Genomic DNA, 25,140 nt, shown 5'->3' with positions numbered 1-25,140 from the left:
GGCGGGATGCGCGCGCTCCGGACCCTGCCCGCGAGCGCGGTCCTCGCCCTCGCCACCGCGCTGACCCTCGTCGGCTCCTGGATCCCCTCCTACTGGAACGACGAGGCCGCGACCCTCCGCCTGGCGCGGCTCCCGGTGGGGGAGCTCCTCGCCTTCGTGCAGGAGAAGGACGCGGTGCACCTTGTCTACGGCCTGATGATGCACGGCTGGATCGCGATCGCCGGGGAGTCGGAGCTCGCGGTGCGGGCGCCGTCCGCTCTCGCCACGGGAGCCGCGGCGGCGGGCGTCGTCGTCCTGCTGCGATCGTTCGACCGGCCCCGGGCGGCACTCCTCGCCGCCGCGGTGCTCGTGCTGCTCCCGCGGTCCTCGTTCTCGGGGACCGAGGCGCGATCCTCCGCTCTGGCCACCGCGCTCGTGGTGGGAGCGGCGGTCCTCGTCGTGCGGGCGGCCCGCTCCGGAGGAGCCCTGCGCTGGATCGCGTTCGCGGCCGTCGCGGGTCTGGCGGACGCGGTGTTCCTCTACTCCGTGCTGGTGCTGCCGGCTCTCGTCGCGCTCGCCGCGGCCGCGGCGCCCCGGGGTGCCGTGCGGGCTCTCCCGGCGAGCGCCCTCTCTGCACTGGGCGCCGTGCCGGTGCTGCTCCTCGCCGCCGGGCAGAGCGGCCAGGTCGGCTGGCTCCGCTCGCAGCCGGTGACCGCGTTCACCGTAATGGTCGAGCCGTTCTTCGGATCCGCGTGGTGGCTGGCCGGGATCGCCGTCGCGCTCCTCGCGGTCGCCGCGGTGCGGGGCGGCCTGCGCGGGCCGCTCCTACCGGCCCTCGTCCTCTGGATCGTGCTGCCGACCGCGGTGCTGGTGCTCGGGACCCTCCTCGTCGAGCCGATGTTCACCCCGCGCTACCTCGCGTCGAGCACGCCCGCTCTCGCGGTCCTCCTCGGCCTCGCGCTCGACTCGTTCAGGGCCCGGACGGGCGTCGCCCTCCTCGCCCTGATCGCGGTGGCCGCACTGCCGGTCCTGGTGCAGATGCGCACGGTCACCGGGAAGCCGGCCGGGCAGGATCTCCGCGGTCTGGCGGCCGCCGTCGAGGAGCGGGCCCGTCCGGGCGACGCCGTCCTCCTCGGCTCCTCCGGGACGGTCTCGCTCCGGCCCCGCCTGGCGCTCGCCGCCTACCCGGAGGCGTTCGCGGGCGTGGACGATGTCGCCCTCGCCGCTCCGTACGGGACGACGGGCACGTATTCGGACGTCCTGCTGGAGGGCGAGGCGCTGCACGCCGCGCTCGCCGGGGAGGACCGGGTCTGGCAGGCGCTGCCGGAGGGCGAGGCGGACACGGTGCTCGCGAAGGCGGGGTTCGTCGCGCGCGAGCGGGTCCGGGTGCCGACGACGGTGCTGACGCTGTGGGAGCGTCCGGAGGGCCGCTGATCCGGAGCGCTCGGGGCGTCGCAGCCCCGGAGTGGAGAGACGCCGGAGTGCCCGGAGCCCCGCCGACGGGGAGCCGCTACCCTTGTCCCCGGCGCCGTCGCAGAGCGGTGGCGTCCGCGGAGCGAGGACCGCGCCACCGAGAGGACCCGAACGTGACGTTGCCCGAGACCACCACCACCGCCATCGCGAAGCGGAAGGGGCGCGACGTCGCCCCCGAGATCGCGCGCTCCTGGCTGCTGGTGAACGCCACCCGCACCGAGACGTTCGACGCCGCGCACGCGTCCCGCGCCGACCAGATCGTCCTCGACATCGAGGACGCGGTCGACCCCAAGGCGAAGCCCGACGCGCGGACCGACGTCGCGGAGTGGCTGACCGGCGAGAAGCGCGCCTGGGTCCGCATCAACGACCACTCCACCCCGTTCTGGTCCGACGACGTCGACGCGCTGAAGGGCCTGCCCGGCCTCGCCGGCGTCATGCTCGCCAAGACCGAGGCCGCTGAGCACGTCACCGAGACCTTCGACCGCCTCGGCGGCTCCACCCCGGTGCTCGCCCTGGTCGAGTCCGCCCTCGGCATCGAGGAGGCGGTCTCGATCGCCCGCGCCCGCGGCACCTTCCGCCTCGCGTTCGGCAGCGGCGACTACCGCCGCGACACCGGCACCAGCGCCGACGACCTCGCGATGGCCTACCCGCGCTCGCGCCTGGTCGTCGCCTCGCGCATCGGCGACCTGCCCGGCCCGATCGACGGACCGACCGTCTCGAACAGCCACCCCGTGCTGCGCGAGCAGTCCGCGCTCACGGTCTCGCTCGGCCTCACCGGGAAGCTCTGCCTCGACACCGAGCAGCTCGCCGTGATCAACGAGGTCATCAGCCCGACGCCGTCCGACGTCGCCTGGGCCCGCGACTTCCTCGACGACTTCGAGGCCCGCGGCCGCGTCATCCGCGACGGCAGCGACCTGCCCCGGCTGGGCCGCGCCAAGAAGATCGACAAGCTGGCCACGGCGTTCGGCGTCAACCCGCTGTGATCCGTCGCGGGGAGGGCGCCTCCGCGGCACACTGAGGGAGCCGCGGAGACCCTCCCGCGCAGGACGGAGACTCCGATGGGCGCGGTCAGCACCTTCCTCTGGTTCGACGACGGCGCGGGGGAGGCGGCGCGCTTCTACACGGAGCTGGTGCCGAACTCGCGGATCACCGGAAGCCAGGTGCTGCCGGAGGGCTCCCCGTCGCCCGGCGAGGTGCTGTCGGTGACGTTCGAGCTCGACGGGCAGCGGTTCCAGGCGATCAACGCCGGGCCGCGGTTCCCGTTCACCGAGGCCGTCTCGATCGTCGTGACCGTCGGCGGCCAGTCCGAGCTCGACCGGCTGTGGGACGCCCTGATCGCGGACGGCGGCGAGGAGAGCCGGTGCGGCTGGCTCCGCGACCGCTGGGGGCTGTCCTGGCAGATCGTGCCGGAGGTCCTCCCGCGTCTGCTCGGAGGCGCCGACCCCGAGGCGTCCGCGCGCGCTCTGCAGGCGATGCTCGCGATGAGCCGCCTCGACATCGCGGAGCTGGAGCGGGCCCATGCCGGCACGTGACTCCGCCCGCCCGCGCCGCTCGACCTCGCTGCGGCGCGCGTACCTCCGCGACTACCGCTACGCCTACGGCTCGCGCTTCGTGCACCTGCGGGAGGGCTGGGACGTGTCGCGGTACGCGTCCGGCGACGGCGCTCCGGTGCTGCTCATCCCCGGGATCTACGAGACGTGGCAGTTCCTCCGGCCCATCGCCGAGAGGCTGCACGCGGCGGGCCATCCGATCCACGTGCTGCCCGCGCTCGGCTACAACACGCGGCCGATCGTCGCGTCGGCCGGACTCGGCCAGGACTACCTGCGCGAGCACGATCTGCGCGGAGTCGTCGTCGTCGCTCACAGCAAGGGCGGCCTGATCGGCAAGCACATGATGGTCGTCGACGACCGCGAGGACGGGCGGATCGAGCGCATGATCGCCGTCTCGACCCCGTTCAACGGTTCGTCGCTCGCACGGATCGCCCCGGCGCGGGCGCTCCGGGAGTTCGCGCCCCACCGCCCGCTGATCCGCACCCTGCTGGCCGAGCGCGAGGCCGACGCGCGCATCACGTCGATCTACGGGATGCGCGACCAGTACATCCCCGGAGGGAGCCGCCTCGCCGGGGCGCGCGAGAACATCGCGGTCTCGGTGGTCGGCCACTTCGCGCTGCTCTCGAGCCCGAAGGTGCTCGACCTCATCGCGGCCCGGGTCTGAGGCCGGACCGGATCCGCTGGACTCGCCGCCCGCATGAGGCGCCTGCCGTGCGGCGCGTCCTCGACCGGAGGACGGCCGCCTCAGCGACGGGCCGAGCCGCCCGCCGCGCTCAGGACCAGGGAGTGAGCAGCACGAGCGGGATCTGCCGCTCGGTCTTCGTCTGGTATTCGGCGTAGTCCGGCCACGCGGCGACCGCGCGCTCCCACCAGGCCGCGCGCAGATCGCCCTCGAGCACGCTCGCGGCGTAGTCCTTCTTCACGGGCCCGTCCTGCAGCTCGACGTGCGGCTCCTTGAGCATGTTGCCGTACCAGACGGGGTGCTCGGGCGCGCCGCCCTTGGACGCGACGACCACGTACTCGCCCTCGTGCTCGACGCGCATCAGCGCGGTCTTGCGGAGCTTCCCGCTCTTCGAGCCGACGGTGGTCAGGACGATGATGGGGCGGCCGCGGAGGAGGTTCCCCTCGGCTCCGCCGGTCCGCTCGTAGAGCTCCGCCTGCTCGCGGGCCCACTCGGACGTGCTGGGTTCGTACTCTCCGGTCAGCGGCATGCCTCCGATCGTACGGCCGCGGCGGCCCCGGTGGCCGACCCGTGTGCAGGAGGATGGAGCGGTGTTCTCCGCAGACCCGTTCGACCGAGCCCGTATCGCCCTCCTGCGCGACGACCTGATCCGCGCCCGCTACGGCGTGGACGCCGTGCGGGGGCTCTGGGGCGACGAAGCGGCCGAGGCGCTGCACCGCGGCGACCGGGTCCCCGCCCGCCGCGCCCTCGAGCGCAGCGGCGACCACGACGCGCTGGCCACCCTCGCCCGCCTGTTCCTCCTGGCCGATCCCGTCTCGGCCGACGACGCGGACGAGGCGTTCGGCGCTCTCGCGCTGGAGGGGGCGGTGGAGCTCGGCCTGGTGCGCGTCGAGGCCGGAGCCGTCGTCACCGCGGCCCTCGACCTGCGCCCCTACGACGTGGTCGACCAGCGCGGCGCTGCCTCCTGGTGGATCGCCTCCGACCTCGGGGAGCTCGCCCTCGGCCGCGCGCTCGACGAGGACCACGTGCTCGGCGTCGGCGGCGCGAGCCTCACGCTGACCGGCCTGATGATCCAGCGGCCCGTCGGCCGCGTGCTCGACCTGGGGACCGGCTGCGGGATCCAGGCGCTGCACGCCTCCCGCCACGCCGAGCAGGTGGTCGCCACCGACATCTCGGAGCGCGCGCTCGCGCTCGCCTCCTTCACCGCGGCGCTCAACGGGATCGAGAACATCGAGTTCCGCCTCGGCAGCCTCTACGAGCCGGTCGCGGGGGAGCGCTTCGACCAGATCGTCACGAACCCGCCGTTCGTCATCACGCCGCGAGCCGAGGGCGTCCCCTCCTACGAGTACCGCGACGGCGGGCTGGAGGGCGACGAGATCGTGCGCCGCGTGATCCTCGGAGCAGCCGAGCACCTGGTGCCCGGCGGTGTCGCGCAGCTCCTGGGGAACTGGGAGTACCGGGGGGGCGCGGACGCCTTCGACCGGATCGCGGACTGGCTCGCCGACGCCCGCAGCCCGCTGGAGCAGGCGCTCGAGGCGGGGCCCGAGGGGCTCGACGCCTGGATGGGCGGGACCGCCTCTCCGCTGGACGTCTGGGTCGTGGAGCGCGAGCGTCAGGATCCGGCGGTCTACGCCGAGACCTGGATCCGGGACGGCGGCACGACTCGCGGCCCCGCGTTCGACGCGCTGGTCGAGGCCTGGCTGACCGACTTCGAGCGGCGCGGGGTGACCGGCGTCGGCTTCGGCTACGTCACGCTCCGCCTGCCCGAGCAGCCCCGCCCGCCGATCCGCCGCCTCGAGCGCATCACCACGCCGGTCGCGACCGCGGGCCTGGGCGGCCACCTCGCCGCCTGCCTCGACGCGGCCGAGGCCCTCGCGTCGCTCGACGATCGCGCTCTGGCGGGTCTCGCCCTGGTCGTCGCCGGAGACGTCACGGAGGAGCGGCACTACTGGCCGGGCAACGACGATCCGACGGTGCTGCGGCTGCGGCAGGGCGGCGGCTTCGCCCGGGTCGAGGAGGTCGACACGGCGCTGGCCGCCGTGGTCGGCGCCTGCGACGGCGAGCTCTCCGTGGCGGCGATCGCGGCGGCGGTCGCCTCGCTCCTCCAGGTCGAGGAGGAGGCGGTGTCCGACTCGGTGCTGCCGCGGGTGCGCGAGCTGGTGGCGACGGGGCTGCTGCGGCTGCCCCAGGGGGAACGCGGCTAGAAGAGGGTGGCGGAGTCCTCGACGGGGGGCGCGGCGGCCGCGGCGGGCGCGGCGGCGGCCGTCGGCCATCCGGGTCCGGCGTCGACGGGCTGCCGGCGCTGGTAGGCGGTCGCGGCGCTCCGGGCGCGGACGTCGGCGGCCTCGTTCATCCGGTGGTTGGCGTGCCCCTTCACCCACTCGAAGGTGACGGCCCGGCCCTGCAGCTCCTCGTCGAGCGCCTTGATGATCTCGACGTTCATCACCGGCTTGCCGTCGGCCTTACGCCAGCCCTTCCGCTTCCAGCCCGGCAGCCACTCGGTGCAGGCCTTGATGGCGTACTGGCTGTCGCAGAGGATGTGCAGCGGCTCCTCCTCCTGCGCGGTCGCGCGCAGCAGCTCGAGCACCGCGGTGAGCTCGCCGATGTTGTTCGTGCCGTGCGACCAGCCGCCCGCGGCCCAGCGCTCGTCGTCGACGTACCAGGCCCAGCCGGCGGGGCCGGGGTTGCCCAGTGCGGACCCGTCTGCGGCGGCGATGATGCTCACGTGCGTCTCTCCTCGTGCTCTCGGTGCTCGCGCCGGTGCGGCGCCCTCCGAGGGTAGTCGGCGGGCGGGGCGGTCCGCGGCGCGCGGCGCGGAGTCAGGCGGAGGAGGAGCGGCGCGCGATCGTCACGCGCGTCGAGTACGGCATCGCGACGGTCCCGCTCCCGCCCGACTCCTCGTCCACCACGGCGTCGACCGCCGCGAGGACCGCGGCGCGCTCCTCCTCGGGCATCGCGATGATGTAGCTGCGGGACGCGAACATGTCCCGCACCCCGGCTCGGTCCAGCTCGAAGGACCACTCGAAGGCCGCGAACGCCACCCGCTCGAGAGCGGAGCCGAGCGGCGGCCGGAGCGTCTCGAAGCGCTCGGCGGTGGAGGCTCCGGCGACCTCGCCGAGCCGGCGCACCCAGGGGACCGACTCGTCGCGGATGTTCCACACCAGCGCGAGCACGCCCTCCGGCACCAGGACGCGGCCGACTTCGGCTCCCGCGCGCTCGGCGTCGACCCAGTGCCACGACTGCGCGGCGGTGACGAGCTCCGCGGAGGCGTCCGCGGCGGGGATCGCCTCGGCCGTCCCCTCCTCGGGGCGGACCCCCGGCAGATTCGAGGCGAGCCGCGCGAGCATCTCCGCGTCGGGCTCGACCGCGGTCACGGCGAGGCCGCGGGACGCGAGCGACGCGGTGAACTTGCCCGTTCCCGCGCCGAGGTCCAAGGCGCGCAGCCGATCGGAGGCGTCGGCTCCCGCCGCGCGGGCCCGCTCCGGGAGGAAGGCGCCCGCCACTCGCGCGGGGGCGTGCCCCACGATCCAGTCGACGGCGTCGTCGGGGTAGCCGGGCCGCCCGCGGTCGTAGGCGTCGACCGCGCTGCCGAAGGAGCGTCCGAGGCCGCTCATCGCTTCTCCGCCGCTCGCGCGAGCACGTCCACCGCGTAGCCGTAGCCGGCGATCCCCGCGCCGACGATCACGGCGATCGCGACGTCCGAGAGGTAGGAGTGCTGCCGGAACGGTTCGCGCCGGTGCACGTTGCTCACGTGGACCTCGACCATCGGCAGCTCGGTCGCGAGGACGGCGTCGCGGATCGCGATCGACGTGTGCGTGTACGCCCCGGCGTTGAGCACCACTCCCGAGACGGAGCCGCGAGCCGCGTGCAGCCGGTCGACGATCGCGCCCTCCGAGCTGCTCTGGAAGGTCTCGACCGTGAAGCCGTGCCGCTCGGCCGCCTCCGCCGCCAGCGCCTCGGCGTCGACGAGGGTGTCCGAGCCGTAGAGCTCGGGCTCGCGGGTGCCGAGCAGGTTCAGGTTCGGGCCGTTGAGGACGAGGATCGGCAGCTTCACGCTCCGACCCTAGCGCCGGCCGTCCCCGCGAGCGGGAGCGGCGGCAGCGCCGCGCGCAGGAGGATCAGCTCGCGCGCATGGGCGTCCAGACGCCGGTCCTCCTCGGTTCGCAGCTCGAGAGGCGGGACCGGCTCGGCCGCCCCGTCGGAGCCCCGCACCACGAAGACGCTCCGGCACTGCGTGGTCAGCTCCAGCTCGCCGGTCCGCGGGTCCCCGGAGCGCACGTGCACCGCCAGGTGCATGCTCCGGGCGCTCGTGTGGATGAGGCGCGCCTCCACCTCGACGAGGTGCCCGATGCTCACCGGACGGTAGAAGTGGATCCCGCCGGAGTAGACGGCCACCGCGTCGCGGCCGGTCCAGCGCTGCGCGACCGCGTCGGCCGCCTCGTCGATCCAGCGCATCACGATCCCGCCGTGGGCGTTGCCGCCCCAGTTGACGTCGCCCGGCGCCGCGAGGAAGCGGAACACGATCCGCGGACCGGTGCCCTCCTCGGTGTACTCCTGGGCGCGCATCACGTCGTGCAGCCGTCGGCGGCCCTCGATGCGCGCGGCGGCGCCCTCGGCGAGGGACAGGTCCTCGATCGAGCGGGGCCGCCACTCCGGGACCGACCGCGGCCTCTTCTCGTCGTCGACGGCCACGAACACGAGGAGGCAGTGCGTGGCGTCCTCGTAGAGGCCGGTCCGCGGATCCGCCTGCGCGACCTGCACCAGCACGTGCATGCTCGTGCGCCCGGTGTGGATGACGCGGGCGGTCGCCTCGATCAGGTTGCCGACCGAGATGGGCCGGGTGAAGTGGACGTTGCCGACGTACGCCGTCACGCAGTAGCCGCCGCTCCAGCCCACGGCGCAGGCGTAGCCGGCCTTGTCGATCCACTCGAGGACGCGGCCGGCCTGGGCGCTGCGGCCGTCGGCGGTGGCGTCCTGCGGGGCGGCGAGGAAGCGGAGCGTGATGCGGTCGGTCATAGTGCCCGTCGTCGTGGGAGCGGAAGGGGGGAGTGGACCCGCGGGGGTGCGAGGAAAGGGGGATGATCCGCCCGCGGGCCACAGGGGTGTCCGGCAGGAGCCGGCTCGGTCAGGGGGATCAGGCCGCCAGCGGCAGCTTCTCGGCGAGGAGCCGGAGCCGCAGGGCCTGGAGCTCGGCGGACAGCTCGGGCGGCAGCCGGTCGCCGAACCGCGTGAAGAACTCCTCCGTGAGCGCGCACTCCTCCAGCCACGCCTCCACCGGGACGGAGAACAGCTCCTCCTTCTGGGCCGCGGAGAGCAGGAGCCCGTGCGTGTTGATCGCGACCGGCAGGTCGCCGAGGGGGCTCCGCCGCGCCTCCGCCAGCCCCTCCAGGCGGCGGACGAGCCACTGCAGCACCCGCGCGTTCTCGCCGAAGCCGGGCCAGAGGAACTCGCCGTCCGCGTCCTTCCGGAACCAGTTGACCTGGAACACGGCCGGCGCCGCATCGCCGAGCTCGGCGCCGATCGCGAGCCAGTGCGCGAAGTAGTCGGCCATGTTGTAGCCGCAGAAGGGGAGCATCGCGAACGGATCGCGGCGCAGCTCCCCGACCGTGCCCTCCGCGGCCGCGGTCTTCTCGGAGGCGACGGTCGCACCCAGGAAGACGCCGTGCTGCCACGAGGTGGCCTGCGTGACCAGCGGGACGTTGCTCGCCCGTCGGCCACCGAAGACGATCGCGTCCAGCGGCACGCCCTCGTGGGCGTCCCAGTCGGCGGAGAGCGACGGGCACTGCGCGGCCGGCGCGGTGAAGCGGGAGTTGGGGTGCGCGGCGGGCGTGCCGGACGCCGGCGTCCACGGCTGCCCGCGCCAGTCGGTCAGCCGCTCCGGGACCTCGTCGGTCAGGCCCTCCCACCACACGTCGCCGTCCTCGCGGAGCGCGACGTTGGTGAAGATCGTGTTGCCCCAGAGCGTCTGCACGGCGTTCGGGTTCGAGCTCTCCCCGGTGCCGGGAGCGACGCCGAAGAAGCCCGTCTCGGGGTTCATCGCCCAGAGGCGTCCGTCCTCCCCGCGGCGCATCCAGGTGATGTCGTCGCCCAGCGTCTCGACCCGCCAGCCGGGGATCGCGGGCTGCATCATCGCGAGGTTGGTCTTGCCGCACGCGCTCGGGAAGGCGGCGGCGACGTGGTAGCGCCGTCCCTCGGGCGAGACGATGCGGATCAGCAGCATGTGCTCGGCGAGCCAGCCCTCCTCGCGCCCCATCGCCGAGGCGATGCGCAGGGCGAAGCACTTCTTCGCCAGCAGGGCGTTGCCGCCGTAGCCGGAGCCGTACGAGACGATCTCGCGCGTCTCCGGGAACTGGGTGATGTACTTCACGGGGCTGCACGGCCAGGCGACGTCCTCGCGGGTGACGCCGTCCGCGTCGCGGAGGGGCAGCCCCACGGTGTGCACGCCGCGGACGAACGGGGTCTCCTCGGTGAAGGCGGCGAGCGGCTCGGAGCCCACGCGCGCCATGATCCGCAGGTTCAGCACCGCGTAGGCCGAGTCGGTGACCTGGACGCCCAGCTGCGAGAGCGGACCGCCGACGGGCCCCATCGAGAACGGGACGACGTACATCGTCCGTCCGCGCATCGCTCCGTCGAGGAGGGGAGCGAGCTCGGCCCTCATCGCGGCGGGCTCGCGCCAGTTGTTGGTCGGTCCCGCGTCGGCCTCGTCGGTCGTGCAGATGAAGGTGCGGTCCTCGACCCGGGCGACGTCGTCCGGGTCGGTGCGGGCCAGGAACGAGCCGGGCCGCCACTCCGGATTGAGCGGGAGGAGCGTGCCGGAGGCGACGAGCCGCTCGGTCAGGCGGTACCACTCCGCGGGGGAGCCGTCGCTCCACTCGATCGCGTCGGGCTGGAGGATCGCGGCGGTCTCGCGCACCCAGCGGCGGAGGGCGAGGGGCGCCGGCGGCACGACGGGCGCGGGGACGGACGTCGGCGCGGTCATGGTGCTCGGCTCGAGTCGGACGGTGTTGCTGTAGATGCTCATGCTGGCTCCGCTTTCGGTGGTCGTCGTCGACGGGGGTGGGGAGTCGCCGGCCGCAGCCGGGAAGAGGCCGGCCGGGCCGGGAGGGGCGCTCAGTGGCGCCTGAAGCCAGCATGGAGGAGGATCAGGAGGTATTCCCGGCGCTCAGGCGGTCAAGAAACCGCCTTTTTGCGCTTCCGTCACAACCGACCGCTGGAGCTCGCCGTGACCGATCCCTCGACGCCCGCCCCGGGCTCCGACGCCGTGCTGCTCGGGCAGCGCCTGCGCCACTTCCGCACCCGGCGCGGACTGACCCTCGGGCAGCTCGCTGAGCGCGTCGACGTGTCGGGGAGCCAGCTCTCGCTGATCGAGACGGGGCGCCGCGAGCCGCGCCTCTCCCTCCTGCAGCGCCTCGCGGCCGCGCTCGGCGTCGAGCTGGCGGCGCTGCTCTCGGACGAGCCGCCGAGCGAGCGGGCCGCGCTCGAGATCGAGCTGGCGCGCGTGCAGAAGGGGTCGCTGTACCGCTCGCTCGGCCTGCCCGAGTTCAAGGTCAACAAGGGGCTGAGCACGCCCGTGCTGGAGGCGTTCCTCGGCGTCTACCGCGAGCTCGCCCGTCGCCGGAGCGAGGCGAGCGCCACGCCGGAGGAGGCACGCCGGGCCAACACCGCCCAGCGGCTCCAGCTGCGCGAGCGCAGCTCCTACCTGCCCGAGATCGAGGAGGTGGCGAGCGAGATGCTCCGCACCGTCGGGCACCGCGGAGGAGCACTGACCCACAGCTCCGTCTCGAAGATGGCCCGGCACCTCGGCTTCGAGATCATCCACGTCGGCGACCTGCCGCACTCCGCCCGCTCGGTGATCGACCTCGCGAACGGCAGGATCTACCTCCCGCCCGCCTCGATCCCCGGGGGCCACGGCCTGCGGGCGCTGGCGCTGCAGGCGATGGCGCACCGCCTCCTCGGGCACGAGCGGCCGGTGACCTACGCCGACTTCCTCCGTCAGCGCCTCGAGATCAACTACTTCGCCGCCGCGTGCCTGATGCCGCTGGAGCCGGCGGTCGCGTTCCTCCAGGAGGCGAAGCGCGAGCGGGACGTCTCGGTGGAGGACTTCCGCGACGGCTTCGGCGTCACCCACGAGGCCGCCGCCCTGCGCTTCACGAACCTGCTCACCTCGCACCTCGACATCCGGATGCACTTCCTGCGCGTGCTGGGGGACGGCTCCATCCAGAAGGCCTACGAGAACGACGGGCTGCCGCTGCCGACCGACGTCACCGGGGCCGTCGAGGGCCAGGTGGTCTGCCGCTACTGGTCGGCGCGCTCCGCGTTCACCCGGACCAACCGGACGACGGAGTACTACCAGTACGTCGACACCCCGGCGGGGACCTTCTGGTCGGCGTCGCAGACCGGCACGACCGCCACCGAGGAGTTCTCGATCACCGTGGGCGTCCCGTTCGCCGAGGCCCGCTTCTTCCGAGGCCGCGACACCGACCGCCGCGAGCTCTCCCGCTGCCCCGACGAGTCCTGCTGCCGACGCGCCCCGTCGGAGCTCGCCGCGCGCTGGGACGGCAACGCCTGGCCGAGCGCGCGCCTGCACGCGCACGTGCTCGCGCCGCTGCCGTCGGGGACCTTCCCCGGCATCGACGACGCCGAGGTCTACGAGTTCCTCGACGCGCACGCCCGCGAGTCCTGACCGCTCCCGCGAGACGCCGCTCCGGTGCGCCTGGGTCGGCGTGCCGCGTACCCGAGCGCGTCCCGCAAAAGGGCGGGAGTCGTCAGTCCGAGATGAGGGCGCGGGCCGTTCCCTCGTCGAGGATGAGGTCGGTGATGAGGCCGGCCGCCAGGGCGCCGCGCAGGCCCGGCAGCTTCGAGGCGCCCGACACGACGCAGATCCGGCGCGACGCGCGGCGCACCGTGGAGAGGTCCGGACCGCTTGCACGTTCGTTCATGGGGATGTCGTCCCAGCTGCCGTCGGACCGGTAGAACACCGTCGCGACGTCGCCGACGACCCCGGAGCCGCTGAGCGAGGTGAAGTCGCTCGGCTCCAGGTAGCCGCCGATGTAGACCTTCGAGGGGACCGCCGCGAACGGCGACCCGAGCCCGAACAGCGCCACGTCCATCCTCTGCTGCAGCTCCAGGACCCGTCGGGTGGAGCGCTCGCGCCACACCGCCTGCTTGGTGGTTGGGTCGTCGAAGAACGCCGGCACCGGGAACTGCTGGACCTTCGCCGCGTAGGCGTCACCGAAGCGGCGGAGGATCTCGCTCGAGTAGTTGATGCCCGTGGTCTCGGTGTTGCCGGCGCCGTTCAGCTGCACGATCTGCGTGTTGTGCGTCTCCTTGGCGATCAGGTGGCGGCTGATCGCGCTCATCGTGGAGCCCCAGGCGATGCCGACGATCATGTTCGAGTCGATGAACTGCCCGAGGATCCTCGCTGCGGACAGGGCGACCCGCTCGAGCCGGTCGATCTCGCTGGTGTGGTCCGGCACCGGCACGATGTGCGCCGTGATGTCGAAGTGGGACCGCACCTCGGCCGAGAGGGCGCTCGCCCGGTCGAGGGGGGAGCGGATCTGGATGTCGACCAGGCCGGTCGCGCGGGCGTGCGAGAGCAGGCGCGAGACGGAGGAGCGCGACGTGTGCAGCTCGTGCGCGATCGCGTCCATCGTCAGATCCTGCATGTAGTACAGCTGGGCCGCACGCAGCGCGTCCCGCGTCTTGTCGGGATGGGTCGCGTGGGTCGTCTCATCGAGTTCGACGACCGGTCTCACCGGGGTCATAGCGCTCCCTGCACGGATTTCCACCCGTCTTGACCGGATGTGTTGTCGGGTCAAGGATGACTGTATTCCTCCGCGAAATCAATCGGTCATCTCCCCGGTGCACGCTGGTGCGGAGGCCTCGACGACACCCCTACGACACGAAGGCGAGTACGAAGTGGCACAGTCCGACGGAACTCCCGGAAACTCCGCTCTGCGCGAGAGCGTCGCTGCTCTCCGCGACAACCCCCGCGCCACGGTCCTGGTCATCGGCGGTGGCATCAACGGCATCGGGACCTTCCGCGAGCTCGCGCTCAACGGCGTCGACGTCGCCCTCGTCGAGCGCGGCGACTACGTCTCCGGTGCCTCGAGCGCCTCGAGTCACATGATCCACGGCGGCATCCGCTACCTCGAGAACGGCGAGTTCCGACTCGTCAACGAGGGCGTGCACGAGCGCAACGGCCTGCTGAAGATCGCTCCCCATTACGTGAAGCCGCTGCAGACGACGATCCCGATCTACTCGACGTTCTCGGGCATCCTCGCGGCTCCGCTGCGCTTCCTGACCCACAAGTCGGGCAAGCCGCAGGAGCGCGGCGCGCTGCTGATCAAGGTCGGCCTCACGATGTACGACTTCTTCTCCCGCGACGGCGGCACGGTCCCGCGCCACCAGTTCCACGGACGCAAGCGCTCGCTGAACGAACTCCCCAAGCTCGACCCGAAGATCAAGTACACCGCCACCTACTTCGACGCCTCCGTGCACGAGCCCGAGCGCCTCGCGCTCGACGTGCTCCACGACGCGCTGATCGGCGGCAGGAAGGCCCGCGCGGCCAACTACGTCGAGGCCGTCGGCGCCGACGAGAAGGGTGTCGTCCTCCGCGACCGCGAGTCCGGCGAGGAGTTCACCTTCGCGGCGGACGTCGTCGTCAACGTCTCCGGACCGTGGACCGACTTCACCAACACGGCCCTCGGCACGACCACGAAATTCATGGGCGGCACCAAGGGCTCGCACATCGTGCTCGACAACCCCGAGCTGGTCGAGGCCTGCGAGGGACGCGAGATGTTCTTCGAGCACAGCGACGGACGCATCGTCCTCATCTACCCGCTCAAGGGCCGCGTGATGGTCGGCACGACCGACATCGACGCCGACCCCACGAAGCCGGCGGTGTGCACGGAGGAGGAGATCGACTACTTCTTCGAGCTCGTCAACCACGTCTTCCCGGCCATCCGCGTGGACCGTTCGCAGATCGTCTTCAAGTTCTCCGGCATCCGCCCGCTGCCCCGCCACGACGACGAGGCCCCGGGCTTCGTCTCCCGCGACTACCGCATCGAGCCCTCGACGCTCCCCGGCAACGGCTCGCCCGTGCTCAGCCTGGTCGGCGGCAAGTGGACGACGTTCCGCGCCCTGTCGGAGCACCTCTCGAACGAGGTCTTCAAGCGGATCGGCGTGACCCGTCGCGTCTCCACCGTGAAGACCCCCATCGGAGGCGGCAAGGGCTTCCCGCGCACCGACGCGTCCCGCGCGCAGTGGATCAGCCAGCACCGCTCCGGGCTCTCCTCGGCCCGCACGGGCCAGCTGCTCGAGCGCTACGGCACCCGCGCGCAAGAGGTCATCGAGGCCCTGGCCGACGGACACGACGAGGCGCTCGACTTCGACAAGGACTTCACCACCGGTGAGATCCGCTACCTCGCCCAGCGCGAGAGCGTGGTGCACCTCATCGACCTGGTGATGCGCCGCACCAACCACGCCTTCACGGGCGGCCTGAGCCGCGAGCTCCTCGAGGAGCTCGCCGAGCACACGGGCGCCGTGCTGGGCTGGGACGACGCCGCCCGCGCGTCGGAGGTCGACGCGACCATCGCGCACCTCAAGGAGTACAACGGCGTCGACGTCGGGGGCACCTCGGTGCAGACCCCGACGGCCGTGCCCGCCTCCTGATCGGCGATCAGGCGCGGATCGACGGAAGCCCCGGACCGAGGATCACCTCGACCGGGGCTTCCGTCGTGACAACGCACAAACGTGCACGCGCCGTTCCTTGTCGCTAGGACAGGGCGCCGATAACTTCACACCGTCGGGCATCGAAGCCCGCCGCGGACGCCTGTGCGCGTCCGTCTTACGAAAAGGAAAAGGTCAACGTGGACAATCTCGGAGTGGTCTTCCTCGCCGAAGTCGTGGGAACGGCCATGCTCGTGCTCCTCGGCTGCGGTGTCGTCGCCAACGTCGCGCTCGTGAAGAGCAAGGGTCTCAACGGCGGAACCCTCATGGTCAACATCGGCTGGGGCTTCGCGGTCTTCGCCGGTGTGATCGTCTCGTACAACTCGGGGGCGCACCTCAACCCCGCCGTCACCCTGGGCCTCGTCGCGAGCGGAGCGACCGAGTTCGGTTCCGGCGTGCCCGTCGACATCGTCTCGATCCTCGTCTACATCCTCGCCCAGATGATCGGTGCGATCCTCGGTGCCGTCTTCTGCTGGCTCGCCTACAAGCAGCACTTCGACGAGGAGCCCGACGCGGCCAACAAGCTCGGCGTCTTCTCGACCGGCCCGGCGATCCGCTCGTACGGCTGGAACTTCGTCACCGAGGTCATCGGCACCTTCGTCCTCGTCTTCGTCGTCATCGGCTTCGGCGGCGGACGTCAGGGCGACGGCGGTCTGGCCGCGCTCGGCGCGCTGCCCGTCGCCATCCTGGTGATCGCGATCGGCGCCTCCCTCGGCGGCCCGACCGGCTACGCCATCAACCCCGCCCGCGACCTCGGCCCCCGCATCGCGCACGCTCTGCTGCCGATCAAGGGCAAGGGCTCGAGCGACTGGAGCTACGCCTGGGTGCCCGTCGCCGGCCCGATCGTCGGTGGAGTGCTCGCGGGCCTCGCCTCGCTCGTGCTGCTCCCGGTCCTCTAGACCGCCGCGCTTCCTTTCACCCCCGTTACGAAGGAGTAATCATTCATGGCTGACTACGTCATCGCTATCGACCAGGGGACCACGTCGTCCCGCGCGATCATCTTCGACAAGAAGGGATCGATCGTCTCCACCGGCCAGAAGGAGCACGAGCAGATCTTCCCGCGCGCCGGCTGGGTCGAGCACGACCCGATCGAGATCTGGAACAACGTCCGCGAGGTGATCGGCCAGGCTCTCTCCCGCGCCGACCTGACCCGCCACGACATCGCCTCCGTCGGCATCACCAACCAGCGCGAGACCGCTGTCGTCTGGGACAGGACGACCGGCAAGCCCGTCTACAACGCGATCGTCTGGCAGGACACCCGCACCCAGTCGATCGTCGACCGCCTCGCCGGCGACGAGGGCGCGGACCGCTTCAAGTCGATCGTGGGCCTCCCGCTCGCGACCTACTTCTCCGGCACCAAGATCGTCTGGATCCTCGAGAACGTCGAGGGTGCTCGCGAGAAGGCCGAGGCGGGCGACCTGATCTTCGGCACGACGGACACCTGGGTCCTCTGGAACCTGACCGGCGGCATCGACGGCGGCGTCCACAAGACCGACGTCACCAACGCCTCCCGCACCCTGTTCCTCGACCTCGAGACCCTCGAGTGGCGCGACGACATCCTCGAGGCCTTCGGGGTCCCGAAGTCGATGCTCCCCGAGGTCTGCTCCTCCTCCGAGGTCTACGGCCACGTCGAGTCCTCGTCGCTGCTGCGCGAGGTCCCGATCGCCGGCATCCTCGGCGACCAGCAGGCCGCGACCTTCGGCCAGGCGGCGTTCGACCCGGGCGAGGCGAAGAACACCTACGGCACCGGCAACTTCCTGATCTTCAACACGGGCACCGAGATCGTCCACTCGAAGAACGGTCTGCTCACCACCATCGGCTACAAGCTCGGCGACGGCGAGGTGCACTACGCGCTCGAGGGCTCGATCGCGGTCTCCGGCTCGCTGATCCAGTGGCTGCGCGACAACCTGGGCCTCATCGGCTCGGCCCCCGAGGTCGAGGCGCTGGCCGCCACGGTCGAGGACAACGGAGGCGCGTACTTCGTCCCCGCCTTCTCGGGTCTGTTCGCCCCCTACTGGCGCTCCGACGCCCGCGGAGCCCTCGTCGGCCTCACCCGCTACGTCAACAAGGGCCACATCGCCCGGGCCGCGCTCGAGGCGACCGCCTTTCAGACCCGCGAGGTCCTGGACGCGGTCAACGCCGACTCCGGCGTCCCCCTGCAGGAGCTCAAGGTCGACGGCGGCATGATCGCCAACAACCTGCTCATGCAGTTCCAGGCCGACATCCTCGGCGTCCCGGTCGTCCGACCGGTCGTCGCGGAGACCACCGCGCTCGGAGCGGCCTACGCGGCCGGTCTCGCGGTCGGCTTCTGGGAGAACCTCGACGACCTGCGCCAGAACTGGCAGGAGGACTCGCGCTGGACCCCGCAGATGGACCAGGACGAGGCCGCCCGCCAGTACCGCCTCTGGAAGAAGGCCGTCACCAAGACCTTCGACTGGATCGACGAGGACGTGCAGTAGCCTCCTCCGCGGCAGTCCCTGCCTGCCGCGGCGCGGTCGGCTCATCGAGGTGGTCGCGTCTCGGGGAGCGGGTTCCGTCCGGTTAGGGGACAACGCTGACACGCGTTCTCCCCGTTCGCCTCGTGCGGCGAGCGGATGATGTGCGTCCGTTCACGGTGAAGCGCCCTGTCCGACCCTCGGGTCGGGTGGGGCGCTTCGTCGTTCCGATGACGGCGCAGCGAAGTTTCGCGATGGGGTGGTTCCGGGGAACCTCATGCTGGTTGCGTAGTCGCCGTAGGCGGCGTATCCAGACCCGGCTGTTCGGATCCGCATGCTGGTCGCGTAGTCGCTGCAGGCGCGTGACGTGACCCCACCCGGGCGGGGCCTCAGTCCGCCGACAGCCCGAGCTGCGCGTCCAGCTCGTCCAGGGAGCCGATCCGGCGCACGCCCAGCTCGACCGCCTCGGGCGGCAGCTCGCGGCCGTGCTCGGGACCGCCGACGCGGTCGAGCCAGACGCCGCGCAGGCCCGCAGCGGCCGCTCCGACGGCGTCGGTGCCGAGCCGGTCGCCGACGTAGAGGGCCTCCTCCGGAGAGACCCCGAACCGCTCGCAGGCGATCGCGAAGATCCGCGCGTCCGGCTTGGCGACGCCGACGTCGCCGGAGGCGATCACGTGCTCGAAGCGACCGGAGAGGCCCGTGCCCTCGATCTTCCCCCGCTGGAAGTCGAGCACGCCGTTGGTGATGACGCCGAGGCGGACTCCGGCGGCGTCGAGCCGGTCGAGGACGGGCAGCGCGTCGTCGTGGAGGGTCCAGGCGGCGACGTAGTGCTCGAGGTACCCGCGGAACCAGGAGCTCGCCTCCTCGGGAGTCAGCCCGACTCCGGCCTCCGCGGCGAAGTCCGTGGCGCGCGCCCGGCGCTGGCCCTCGTAGTCGAGCTCGCCCGCGAGGTAGCGGTGGTAGTGCTCCTCCTCGAGCAGGTGCCAGCGGCGCTGCACGTCGGCCGGCTCGCCGGCGTAGGCGGCGCCGAGCGAGGCGGCGTACGCGACGATCCCCTCCCGCACAGCGCGGGCATGGGCGAAGAGGGTGTCGTCGAGGTCGAAGAGCGCGAGCCGCAGCACGGCCGCCTCAGCGGACGCGGCGGAGGAGGCCGACGGAGTCGTAGACGGCGGCGAGCGTGCGCTCCGCGGTCTCGGACGCGCGGTCGGCGGCGAGGGAGAGGACCCGGTCGAGCTCGGCCGGGTCGGCGAGCAGCTCCGCGGTCCGCGCGCGGATCGGGTCGAAGGTGGCGGCGACCACCTCGACGAGGCCCTTCTTGAGGTCCCCGTAGCCGCGGCCCGCGTACTCCTGCTCCAGCGACTCGACGGAGCGGTCGGCGAGGACCGAGTAGATCGTCAGCAGGTTCGAGACGCCGGGCTTCGCCGCCCGGTCGAAACGCACCTCCGACTCGGTGTCCGTCACGGCGCGCATGATCTTCTTCGCGGTCGCATTCGGCTCGTCGAGCACGCTGAGCAGGCCCGCGTCCGACTCCGCCGACTTCGACATCTTGGCGCCCGGGTTCTGCAGGTCGAAGATCTTCGCGGTCTCGCGCACGATGTGGGGCTCCGGCACGGCGAAGGTCTCGCCGAAGCGCGAGTTGAAGCGCGCGGCGAGATCGCGGGTGAGCTCCAGGTGCTGGCGCTGGTCCTCGCCGACCGGCACCGCGTCCGTCTGGTACAGCAGGATGTCGGCCGCCATCAGGATCGGGTAGGTGAACAGGCCCACCGAGGCGGCCTCGGCGCCCTGCTTCGCCGACTTGTCCTTGAACTGCGTCATCCGGCTGGCCTCGCCGAAGCCGGTCAGGGTGTTGAGGACCCAGGCGAGCTCGGCGTGAGCGGGCACGTGGGACTGGATGAAGAGGGTCGAGCGCGCGGGGTCGATGCCCGCGGCGATGTACTGCGCGGCGGTCGCGCGGGTGCGCTCGCGGAGCTGCTGCGGGTCCTGCGGGACCGTGATCGCGTGCAGGTCGACGACGCAGAAGTAGGCGTCGAAGTCCTCCTGCATCGCGACCCACTGGGTCAGCGCGCCGATGTAGTTGCCGAGGTGCAGCGACCCGGAGGAGGGCTGCATGCCGGAGAAGATGACGGGCTTGGCGCCCGGGGTGCTGGGAGTCATGGGTGGCCTCGAGGGGTCGGTTCGCGGGGGAGAGGGTCAGAGCTCGTAGTCGACGACCACGGGGGAGTGGTCGGACCAGCGGGTGTCGTAGGAGGCGGCGCGGTCGACCTCGTAGCTGCGGGCGAGGTCGGCGAGCGCGGGCGTGGCGAGCTGGTAGTCGAGGCGCCAGCCGGTGTCGGTGTCGAAGGCCTGGCCGCGCTGCGACCACCACGTGTACGGTCCGGGCACCTCGCCCGCGAACCGGCGGCCGAGGTCGACCCAGCCCAGTCCGGCACCGGCGTTGTAGTCCGGGTCGCCCTCGGCGCCGACGAAGCGGTCGACGTAGGCGCGCTCCTCCGGGAGGAAGCCGGCCTTCTTGACGTTGCCCTTCCAGTTCTTGATGTCGAGCGTGCGGTGGCCGACGTTGAGGTCGCCCATCACCACGGCGAGCTCGCTGTGCGCCAGGATCTCGGGCAGGCGCGACTCCATCGCGTCGAGGAAGCGGTACTTCTCGACCTGCTTGGGAGTGCCGACCTCGCCGGAGTGGACGTAGGTGGAGACGACGGTGAGCGAGCGGCCGCCGACCTCGTAGTCGGCCTCGAGCCAGCGTCCGGCCGAGTCGAAGTCGTCGGCGCCGAACGTCACGCGGTGGATCGTGGCGCGCCTGCGCGAGGCGAGAGCGACTCCGGCGCGCCCCTTGGCGGTCGCCTCGTCGTGCAGCACGTCCCACTCGTCCCCGAGGAGCCCCGTGAGGTCGTCCGTGGAGGCGCGGACCTCCTGCAGGGCCAGGACGTCGACGTCGCGCGCGGCGAGCCAGTCGCCCATCCCCTTGCGGTAGGCGGCGCGGACGCCGTTCACGTTGACGGAGGCGATGCGGAGGGTGCTGCGAGTCACCGGAGCAGTCTATTCGGAGCCGCGGAGCGGGCCGCCCGGCCGCGCTCGCACCCCGGAACGCGGAAGCCGGCGGCCGCCTCGCGCCACTCCCTCGGAGAGGGGGAGGAGCGCGGAGGCGACCGCCGGCGGGACCGCTCAGGACGGTCGGTCGGAGGGGATCAGGCGGGGACGGCCTGCGCGGTGGCGGGCTCGGGCACCTCGGCGACCACTGGGGCGCGCTTGATGCTCTTCGCGATGATCACGCAGACGGCCGTGACGACCATGCCCACCAGAATGGCGACAAGGTAGAGGATCGGCTGCCCGACGAGCCCGGTGACCCAGACTCCGCCGTGCGGGGCGCGGAGGGTGGAGCCGAAGAGCGCGACGAGCGCACCCGTGACGGCCGAGCCGACCATGGCGGACGGGATCACGCGCAGCGGGTCGACCGCGGCGAACGGGATGGCACCCTCCGAGATGAAGGACGCGCCCAGCAGGTAGGCGGCCTTGCCGTTCTGGCGCTCGGCGTCGGTGAACAGGCGCTTGCGGAGCGTCGTGGCCAGGGCCAGACCCAGCGGCGGGGTCATGCCGGCGGCCATGACGATCGCCATCACCTTGAACTGCACGGAGTTCGGGTCGCCGTCGGCGGGGACGGAGGCGAGGCCGGTGGTCGCGAAGGCGTAGGCCACCTTGTTGACCGGACCGCCCATGTCGAACGCCATCATCAGGCCGAGGATGATCCCGAGGATGATCAGGTTGCCGCCCGAGAGGCCCGAGAGCCAGGACGACAGGCCCTCGCTCAGTGCGCGGAGCGGCGCTCCGAGCACCACGAACATCAGGAAGCCGGTGATGAAGGTGGCGATCAGGGGGATGATCACGACGGGCATCAGCGACTTGAACGCCGCGGGGAGCTTGATCCGCGAGATGTAGAGGGCCGCGTAGCCGGCGATGAAGCCGGAGGCGAGGCCGCCCAGGAAGCCCGCGCCGACGGTGACCGCGACCGCGCCGCCGAGGAAGCCCGGCGCGATGCCGGGACGGTCGGCGATGCCGAAGGCGATGAAGCCCGAGAGCACCGGCACCAGGAACGCGAAGGTCGCGCTTCCGATCAGGAACATCACTCCGGCCCAGTCGGTGATGTTCGCGACGTTGAAGCCGTCGTCGATGATCTGCTGGGCCGTGAAGTCGACGATCCGGTAGCCGCCGAACAGGAACGACAGCGCGATCAGCAGACCGCCCGCCGCGACGAACGGGATCATGTAGGAGACGCCGGTCATCAGGTTCTGGCGGATGCGCGTGCCGACGCCGACCTTCTTCGGCGCGGCGGGGGCCGCGGCCGGAGTCGAGCGGGCGGGGGCGGACGCGGCGGAGCCGGAGCCGCGGAGGGCCAGAGCGCGGTCGAGGACCTCGTCCGGCTTGGACAGGGCCTCGGCGACGCCCACCTGGAGGATCGGCTTGCCGGCGAAGCGGTCCTTGCCGCGGACCTCGAGGTCGGCGGCGAGGATGACGACGTCCGCGGCGGCGATGTCGGCCGCGGTCATCTCGTCCGAGCCGGCCGCGCCCTGGGTCTCGACGTGGATCGGGTAGCCGCGCTTCTTCGCGGCCTGCTCGAGCGCCTCCGCCGCCATGTACGTGTGGGCGATGCCCGCGATGCAGCTGGTCACGGCGACGAAGCGCGGGCCGGAGGCGGGGCTCGCGGCGGGCGCGTCCTGCACCTTCGCGACGGCGCGGTCGATGACGTCGGCCGCCTTCGCGAGCGCCTCCGACGTGCCCACCTCGAGGGTGGGCTTCCCGGCGAAGCGCTCCTTGCCGCGGACCTCGAGGTCGGCGGCGAGGATCACGACGTCGGCGTCGGCGATGGTCCGGTCCGACATGGGATCGGAGCCCGCGGCGCCCTGGGTCTCGACCTGGATCTCGTACCCCTTCTTCTTCGCGGCCTGCTCGAGGGCCTCGGCCGCCATGTAGGTGTGCGCGATGCCGGCGATGCAGCTGGTGACGGCGACGATCCTCATGAGACGACGACCTCTCGGGCGATGATGTCCGCGACCTCCTGGCCGCTGGCGGCGGCGCGGAGGGAACCGGTGAAGGACTCGTGGATCAGCTTGCGGGCGAGCTGGGCGAGGATCTTGAGGTGCGCCTGGTCGGCGCCGTCCGGAGCCGCGATCAGGAAGATCAGGTCGGCCGGGCCGTCGGGGGCGCCGAAGTCGACGCCCTGCTTCGCGATGCCGACCGCCACGCTGGGCGAGACGACGTGGGAGGAGCGGGCGTGGGGGATCCCGATGCCGCCGGGCATGCCGGTCGCCATCTGCGACTCGCGGTCGCGGACGTCGGCGAGGAAGCCGTCGAGGTCGGTGACGCGGCCGGCGTCGGCGAGCGTCTTCGCGAGCTGCGCGGTGGCCTCGTCCTTCGTGGCGGCGGTGAGGTCGACGATGACCGTCGACGCCTCGGTGAGAGCAGTCATGCGCTCAGTTCTCCAATCGGGAGGGTGGGGTCGGGGTTCTCGACGACGGAGACGTCGTCGAGGCGGAGGGAGTCGGGACCCGGGGCTTCGCTGCCCGGGAGCTGGACGGCGGCGGTACCCCACGCGACTGCTGTCGCGAGGCGCTCCGCCTCCGTGGCGTCGACGGCCGAGAGGTAGCCGGCGAGCGTGCTGTCGCCGGCGCCGACGGTGCTGAGGGGCACGACGGCGGGGGCGCCCGCCCACCACGACGCGTGCGCCGTGACGAGGAGGGCGCCGTGCTCTCCGAGACTGACGAGCGCTCGCGCGTCGGGCAGCTGCAGGAGTTCACGGGCTCCGGCGACGACGTCTCCGACCATCGTCAGGGAGCGGCCGAGGAGCTCCTCGAGCTCCTCGAGGTTGGGCTTCACCAGGGTGGCGGTGCCGGCCGCGATGATCGCGGTCAGGGGCGCTCCCGAGGTGTCGACGGCGAGGGGGACGCCGAAGTGCAGGGCGAGGCGGCCGAGGGCGGGGTAGAAGTCCGCTCCCAATCCCGGGGGGACGCTGCCGCAGGCGACGAGCCAGCGGGGCGAGGCCGAGACGTGCTCGCCGATCAGCTCGGAGAGGGCGTGAGCCTCCTCCTCCGTGACGGCGGGGCCGGGCTCGTTGATCTTGGTGGTGCGGCCCGTCCGGTCGTCGACCACGGTGATGTTGGTGCGGATCGGGTGGGCGATCGCCGCACTGGCCGAGCGGACTCCGGCGGCCCGGAGCATCGTGGACAGGTCGACGCCGGTGGAGGCGTCGGCCGGGTAGACCGCGGTCGCCTCGACGCCGTTGCGCGCGAGGGCACGGGCGACGTTGACGCCCTTGCCGGCCGGGTCGCGCCGCACGTCGTGCGCGCGGTTGACCTCGCCGACGGCGAAGCCGCTCGTGGAGAGGGTGACGTCGATGCTCGGGTTGGCGGTGACGGTGACGATCATGCGCGGACGACCTCCGGGCCGGCCGACTCGATGTCGTCGGCGAGCTCGTCGTCGACATCGGCGTCGGTGATGACGGTGTCGACCGCGGACAGCGGAGCGACGTGCCCGAAGTCCTGCCGGCCGAACTTCGAGTGGTCGGCGAGGACCACGACCCGGCGCGCGGAGGCGATGATCGCGGACTTGACGACGGCCTCGTCGAGATCGGGGGTGGTGAGCCCGCGCTCGAGGCTGAGGCCGTTCGTGCCGATGAAGGCGACGTCCACCGAGACCGTGGAGAGGGCCTGGGCGGCCCACGGTCCGACGGCGGCCTGCGTGACTCCGCGCAGGTGCCCGCCGATGAGGTGGAGGTCGATGTTGGGCCGGCCGACGAGCGCCATCGCGACGGGGAGGGAGTGGGTGACGACCGTCAGCCGGCGGTCCAGGGGGAGCAGCTCCGCCAGCCGCACCGTGGTGGTGCCGGCGTCGATGGCGATCGAGCCGCCGTCGGGCACCTCGGCGAGGGCCGCGGTGGCGATGCGGTCCTTCTCGCCGGCGAGGTGTCCCTCGCGGGCGGCGACCTCGGGCTCGATGCCCAGGCGCTCGACGGGGATGGCGCCGCCGTGCGCACGGCGCAGCAGGCCCCGCTTCTCGAGGCTGGTGAGATCGCGGCGGATCGTCTCCGGCGTCACGGCGAGGGAGAGGGCGAGGTCGCGGACCTCGACGCGCCCGTCGGTGCGCGCGCGGTCCAGGATCGCCTGGTGCCGCTCCGGTGCGTACATGTGGACTCCGTCGTCTCGCCGTGGGTGGTGCGCCGGATCCGCGGTGTCGTTGCCGACCTCGGATCTGCGTTTACCTCTTTTTAGACCCGTCCGGGAGGGAAGTCAACAGAAACGGA

General features: G+C 72.3%; 23 protein-coding genes. 9 read left to right on the top strand and 14 right to left on the bottom strand.

Annotation, left to right across the window (positions count from 1 at the left end):
- The first annotated feature begins 6 nt into the window (after window positions 1–6).
- The 4 genes from C5C39_RS00520 (at window position 7) to C5C39_RS00505 (ending at window position 3,666) form a co-directional block, all read left to right on the top strand.
- Window positions 7–1,413, top strand: a complete 1,407-nt coding sequence (locus C5C39_RS00520; protein ID WP_104352406.1) for a glycosyltransferase family 39 protein — start codon at window positions 7–9, stop codon at window positions 1,411–1,413.
- Window positions 1,414–1,571: 158 nt separating this feature from the next.
- A complete protein-coding gene (locus C5C39_RS00515; RefSeq protein WP_208543400.1) occupies window positions 1,572–2,435 on the top strand; it encodes a CoA ester lyase in 864 nt (287 codons plus the stop codon).
- Between the two features lie 75 nt (window positions 2,436–2,510).
- On the top strand, window positions 2,511–2,984 hold the full coding sequence (locus C5C39_RS00510) for a VOC family protein (protein ID WP_104246703.1): 474 nt from the start codon (window positions 2,511–2,513) through the stop codon (window positions 2,982–2,984).
- A complete protein-coding gene (locus C5C39_RS00505) occupies window positions 2,971–3,666 on the top strand; it encodes a triacylglycerol lipase (RefSeq protein WP_104223206.1) in 696 nt (231 codons plus the stop codon). Before C5C39_RS00510 ends, C5C39_RS00505 begins: the two co-directional genes overlap by 14 nt.
- Before the next feature lie 109 nt (window positions 3,667–3,775).
- Here the strand turns inward: C5C39_RS00505 and C5C39_RS00500 are convergent, their stop codons facing one another.
- Window positions 3,776–4,213, bottom strand: a complete 438-nt coding sequence (locus tag C5C39_RS00500; protein ID WP_104223205.1) for a nitroreductase family deazaflavin-dependent oxidoreductase — start codon at window positions 4,211–4,213, stop codon at window positions 3,776–3,778.
- A gap of 61 nt (window positions 4,214–4,274) precedes the next feature.
- On the opposite strand from C5C39_RS00500, the gene C5C39_RS00495 reads away from it, so the two are divergent.
- Window positions 4,275–5,888, top strand: a complete 1,614-nt coding sequence (locus tag C5C39_RS00495; RefSeq protein WP_258075747.1) for a methyltransferase — start codon at window positions 4,275–4,277, stop codon at window positions 5,886–5,888.
- Here C5C39_RS00495 and C5C39_RS00490 read toward each other — a convergent pair.
- From C5C39_RS00490 to C5C39_RS00470, 5 genes are all read right to left on the bottom strand, one after another.
- Entirely contained in the window at window positions 5,885–6,409 is a 525-nt protein-coding gene (locus C5C39_RS00490; protein WP_104223203.1) for a ribonuclease H, read from the bottom strand. The two genes, C5C39_RS00495 and C5C39_RS00490, sit on opposite strands and share 4 nt — an antisense overlap.
- Window positions 6,410–6,503: 94 nt before the next feature.
- Window positions 6,504–7,298, bottom strand: a complete 795-nt coding sequence (locus C5C39_RS00485; protein WP_104352404.1) for a class I SAM-dependent methyltransferase — start codon at window positions 7,296–7,298, stop codon at window positions 6,504–6,506.
- Entirely contained in the window at window positions 7,295–7,738 is a 444-nt protein-coding gene (aroQ, locus tag C5C39_RS00480; RefSeq protein WP_104226430.1) for a type II 3-dehydroquinate dehydratase, read from the bottom strand. The genes C5C39_RS00485 and aroQ overlap by 4 nt, the downstream gene beginning before the upstream one ends.
- Window positions 7,735–8,700 (bottom strand): acyl-CoA thioesterase, encoded by a 966-nt coding sequence (locus C5C39_RS00475; protein ID WP_104295934.1) that lies wholly within the window; start codon window positions 8,698–8,700, stop codon window positions 7,735–7,737. Before C5C39_RS00475 ends, aroQ begins: the two co-directional genes overlap by 4 nt.
- A gap of 118 nt (window positions 8,701–8,818) precedes the next feature.
- Window positions 8,819–10,663, bottom strand: coding sequence for a phosphoenolpyruvate carboxykinase (GTP) (locus C5C39_RS00470; protein WP_104352485.1), 1,845 nt, complete (start codon window positions 10,661–10,663; stop codon window positions 8,819–8,821).
- A 243-nt stretch (window positions 10,664–10,906) separates the two neighbouring features.
- Here C5C39_RS00470 and C5C39_RS00465 point away from each other — a divergent pair, with 243 nt between their 5' ends.
- Window positions 10,907–12,367: a helix-turn-helix domain-containing protein gene (locus tag C5C39_RS00465; RefSeq protein WP_104295935.1), complete on the top strand. Its 1,461-nt coding sequence runs from the start codon at window positions 10,907–10,909 to the stop codon at window positions 12,365–12,367.
- 82 nt (window positions 12,368–12,449) lie between these two features.
- On the opposite strand, the gene C5C39_RS00460 is transcribed toward C5C39_RS00465, so the two are convergent.
- Window positions 12,450–13,448, bottom strand: a complete 999-nt coding sequence (locus C5C39_RS00460) for a sugar-binding transcriptional regulator (protein ID WP_104223198.1) — start codon at window positions 13,446–13,448, stop codon at window positions 12,450–12,452.
- A 154-nt stretch (window positions 13,449–13,602) separates the two neighbouring features.
- Between C5C39_RS00460 and C5C39_RS00455 the strand changes: the two genes are divergently transcribed.
- From C5C39_RS00455 to glpK, 3 genes are all read left to right on the top strand, one after another.
- Window positions 13,603–15,357 carry a glycerol-3-phosphate dehydrogenase/oxidase gene (locus C5C39_RS00455; protein WP_258066312.1) on the top strand — a complete coding sequence of 585 codons (1,755 nt, stop codon included), beginning with the start codon at window positions 13,603–13,605 and terminating at the stop codon, window positions 15,355–15,357.
- Between the two features lie 245 nt (window positions 15,358–15,602).
- Entirely contained in the window at window positions 15,603–16,313 is a 711-nt protein-coding gene (locus tag C5C39_RS00450; protein ID WP_244230707.1) for an MIP/aquaporin family protein, read from the top strand.
- Between the two features lie 45 nt (window positions 16,314–16,358).
- Window positions 16,359–17,873 carry a glycerol kinase GlpK gene (gene glpK, locus C5C39_RS00445; RefSeq protein ID WP_104226427.1) on the top strand — a complete coding sequence of 505 codons (1,515 nt, stop codon included), beginning with the start codon at window positions 16,359–16,361 and terminating at the stop codon, window positions 17,871–17,873.
- A gap of 365 nt (window positions 17,874–18,238) precedes the next feature.
- On the opposite strand, the gene C5C39_RS00440 is transcribed toward glpK, so the two are convergent.
- From C5C39_RS00440 to C5C39_RS00405, 7 genes are all read right to left on the bottom strand, one after another.
- Window positions 18,239–18,970, bottom strand: coding sequence for an HAD family hydrolase (locus tag C5C39_RS00440; protein WP_104261093.1), 732 nt, complete (start codon window positions 18,968–18,970; stop codon window positions 18,239–18,241).
- Between the two features lie 7 nt (window positions 18,971–18,977).
- Window positions 18,978–20,003, bottom strand: a complete 1,026-nt coding sequence (gene trpS, locus C5C39_RS00435; RefSeq protein WP_104352402.1) for a tryptophan--tRNA ligase — start codon at window positions 20,001–20,003, stop codon at window positions 18,978–18,980.
- Window positions 20,004–20,039: 36 nt separating this feature from the next.
- The gene (locus C5C39_RS00430) at window positions 20,040–20,876 is read right to left on the bottom strand and encodes an exodeoxyribonuclease III (RefSeq protein ID WP_104352401.1); all 837 of its coding nucleotides are present in this window, start codon (window positions 20,874–20,876) and stop codon (window positions 20,040–20,042) included.
- Window positions 20,877–21,034: 158 nt separating this feature from the next.
- Complete coding sequence (locus tag C5C39_RS00425) at window positions 21,035–22,861, bottom strand: PTS fructose-like transporter subunit IIB (protein WP_104232839.1); 1,827 nt, start codon at window positions 22,859–22,861, stop codon at window positions 21,035–21,037.
- Window positions 22,858–23,310 carry a PTS sugar transporter subunit IIA gene (locus C5C39_RS00415; protein ID WP_097166616.1) on the bottom strand — a complete coding sequence of 151 codons (453 nt, stop codon included), beginning with the start codon at window positions 23,308–23,310 and terminating at the stop codon, window positions 22,858–22,860. The genes C5C39_RS00425 and C5C39_RS00415 overlap by 4 nt, the downstream gene beginning before the upstream one ends.
- Window positions 23,307–24,266 carry a 1-phosphofructokinase family hexose kinase gene (locus tag C5C39_RS00410; RefSeq protein WP_104352400.1) on the bottom strand — a complete coding sequence of 320 codons (960 nt, stop codon included), beginning with the start codon at window positions 24,264–24,266 and terminating at the stop codon, window positions 23,307–23,309. The genes C5C39_RS00415 and C5C39_RS00410 overlap by 4 nt, the downstream gene beginning before the upstream one ends.
- A complete protein-coding gene (locus C5C39_RS00405) occupies window positions 24,263–25,024 on the bottom strand; it encodes a DeoR/GlpR family DNA-binding transcription regulator (RefSeq protein ID WP_104226423.1) in 762 nt (253 codons plus the stop codon). Before C5C39_RS00405 ends, C5C39_RS00410 begins: the two co-directional genes overlap by 4 nt.
- Between the last annotated feature and the right edge of the window lie 116 nt (window positions 25,025–25,140).

This window comes from Rathayibacter sp. AY1F3, assembly GCF_002931975.1.
In the GTDB taxonomy this organism is placed as follows: domain Bacteria; phylum Actinomycetota; class Actinomycetes; order Actinomycetales; family Microbacteriaceae; genus Rathayibacter.
Note: the sequence above shows the minus strand (reverse complement) of the source record. Positions and strands in the feature narration are given on the sequence as shown.

Coding starts and splice junctions, on each gene's coding strand:
- C5C39_RS00520 (WP_104352406.1), top strand. CDS start 7: ATGCGCGCGCTCCGGACCCTGCCCGCGAGCGCGGTCCTCGCCCTCGCC.
- C5C39_RS00510 (WP_104246703.1), top strand. CDS start 2,511: ATGGGCGCGGTCAGCACCTTCCTCTGGTTCGACGACGGCGCGGGGGAG.
- C5C39_RS00505 (WP_104223206.1), top strand. CDS start 2,971: ATGCCGGCACGTGACTCCGCCCGCCCGCGCCGCTCGACCTCGCTGCGG.
- C5C39_RS00500 (WP_104223205.1), bottom strand. CDS start 4,213: ATGCCGCTGACCGGAGAGTACGAACCCAGCACGTCCGAGTGGGCCCGC.
- C5C39_RS00485 (WP_104352404.1), bottom strand. CDS start 7,298: ATGAGCGGCCTCGGACGCTCCTTCGGCAGCGCGGTCGACGCCTACGAC.
- C5C39_RS00475 (WP_104295934.1), bottom strand. CDS start 8,700: ATGACCGACCGCATCACGCTCCGCTTCCTCGCCGCCCCGCAGGACGCC.
- C5C39_RS00470 (WP_104352485.1), bottom strand. CDS start 10,663: ATGACCGCGCCGACGTCCGTCCCCGCGCCCGTCGTGCCGCCGGCGCCC.
- C5C39_RS00460 (WP_104223198.1), bottom strand. CDS start 13,448: ATGACCCCGGTGAGACCGGTCGTCGAACTCGATGAGACGACCCACGCG.
- C5C39_RS00450 (WP_244230707.1), top strand. CDS start 15,603: ATGCTCGTGCTCCTCGGCTGCGGTGTCGTCGCCAACGTCGCGCTCGTG.
- glpK (WP_104226427.1), top strand. CDS start 16,359: ATGGCTGACTACGTCATCGCTATCGACCAGGGGACCACGTCGTCCCGC.
- trpS (WP_104352402.1), bottom strand. CDS start 20,003: ATGACTCCCAGCACCCCGGGCGCCAAGCCCGTCATCTTCTCCGGCATG.
- C5C39_RS00425 (WP_104232839.1), bottom strand. CDS start 22,861: ATGAGGATCGTCGCCGTCACCAGCTGCATCGCCGGCATCGCGCACACC.
- C5C39_RS00415 (WP_097166616.1), bottom strand. CDS start 23,310: ATGACTGCTCTCACCGAGGCGTCGACGGTCATCGTCGACCTCACCGCC.
- C5C39_RS00410 (WP_104352400.1), bottom strand. CDS start 24,266: ATGATCGTCACCGTCACCGCCAACCCGAGCATCGACGTCACCCTCTCC.
- C5C39_RS00405 (WP_104226423.1), bottom strand. CDS start 25,024: ATGTACGCACCGGAGCGGCACCAGGCGATCCTGGACCGCGCGCGCACC.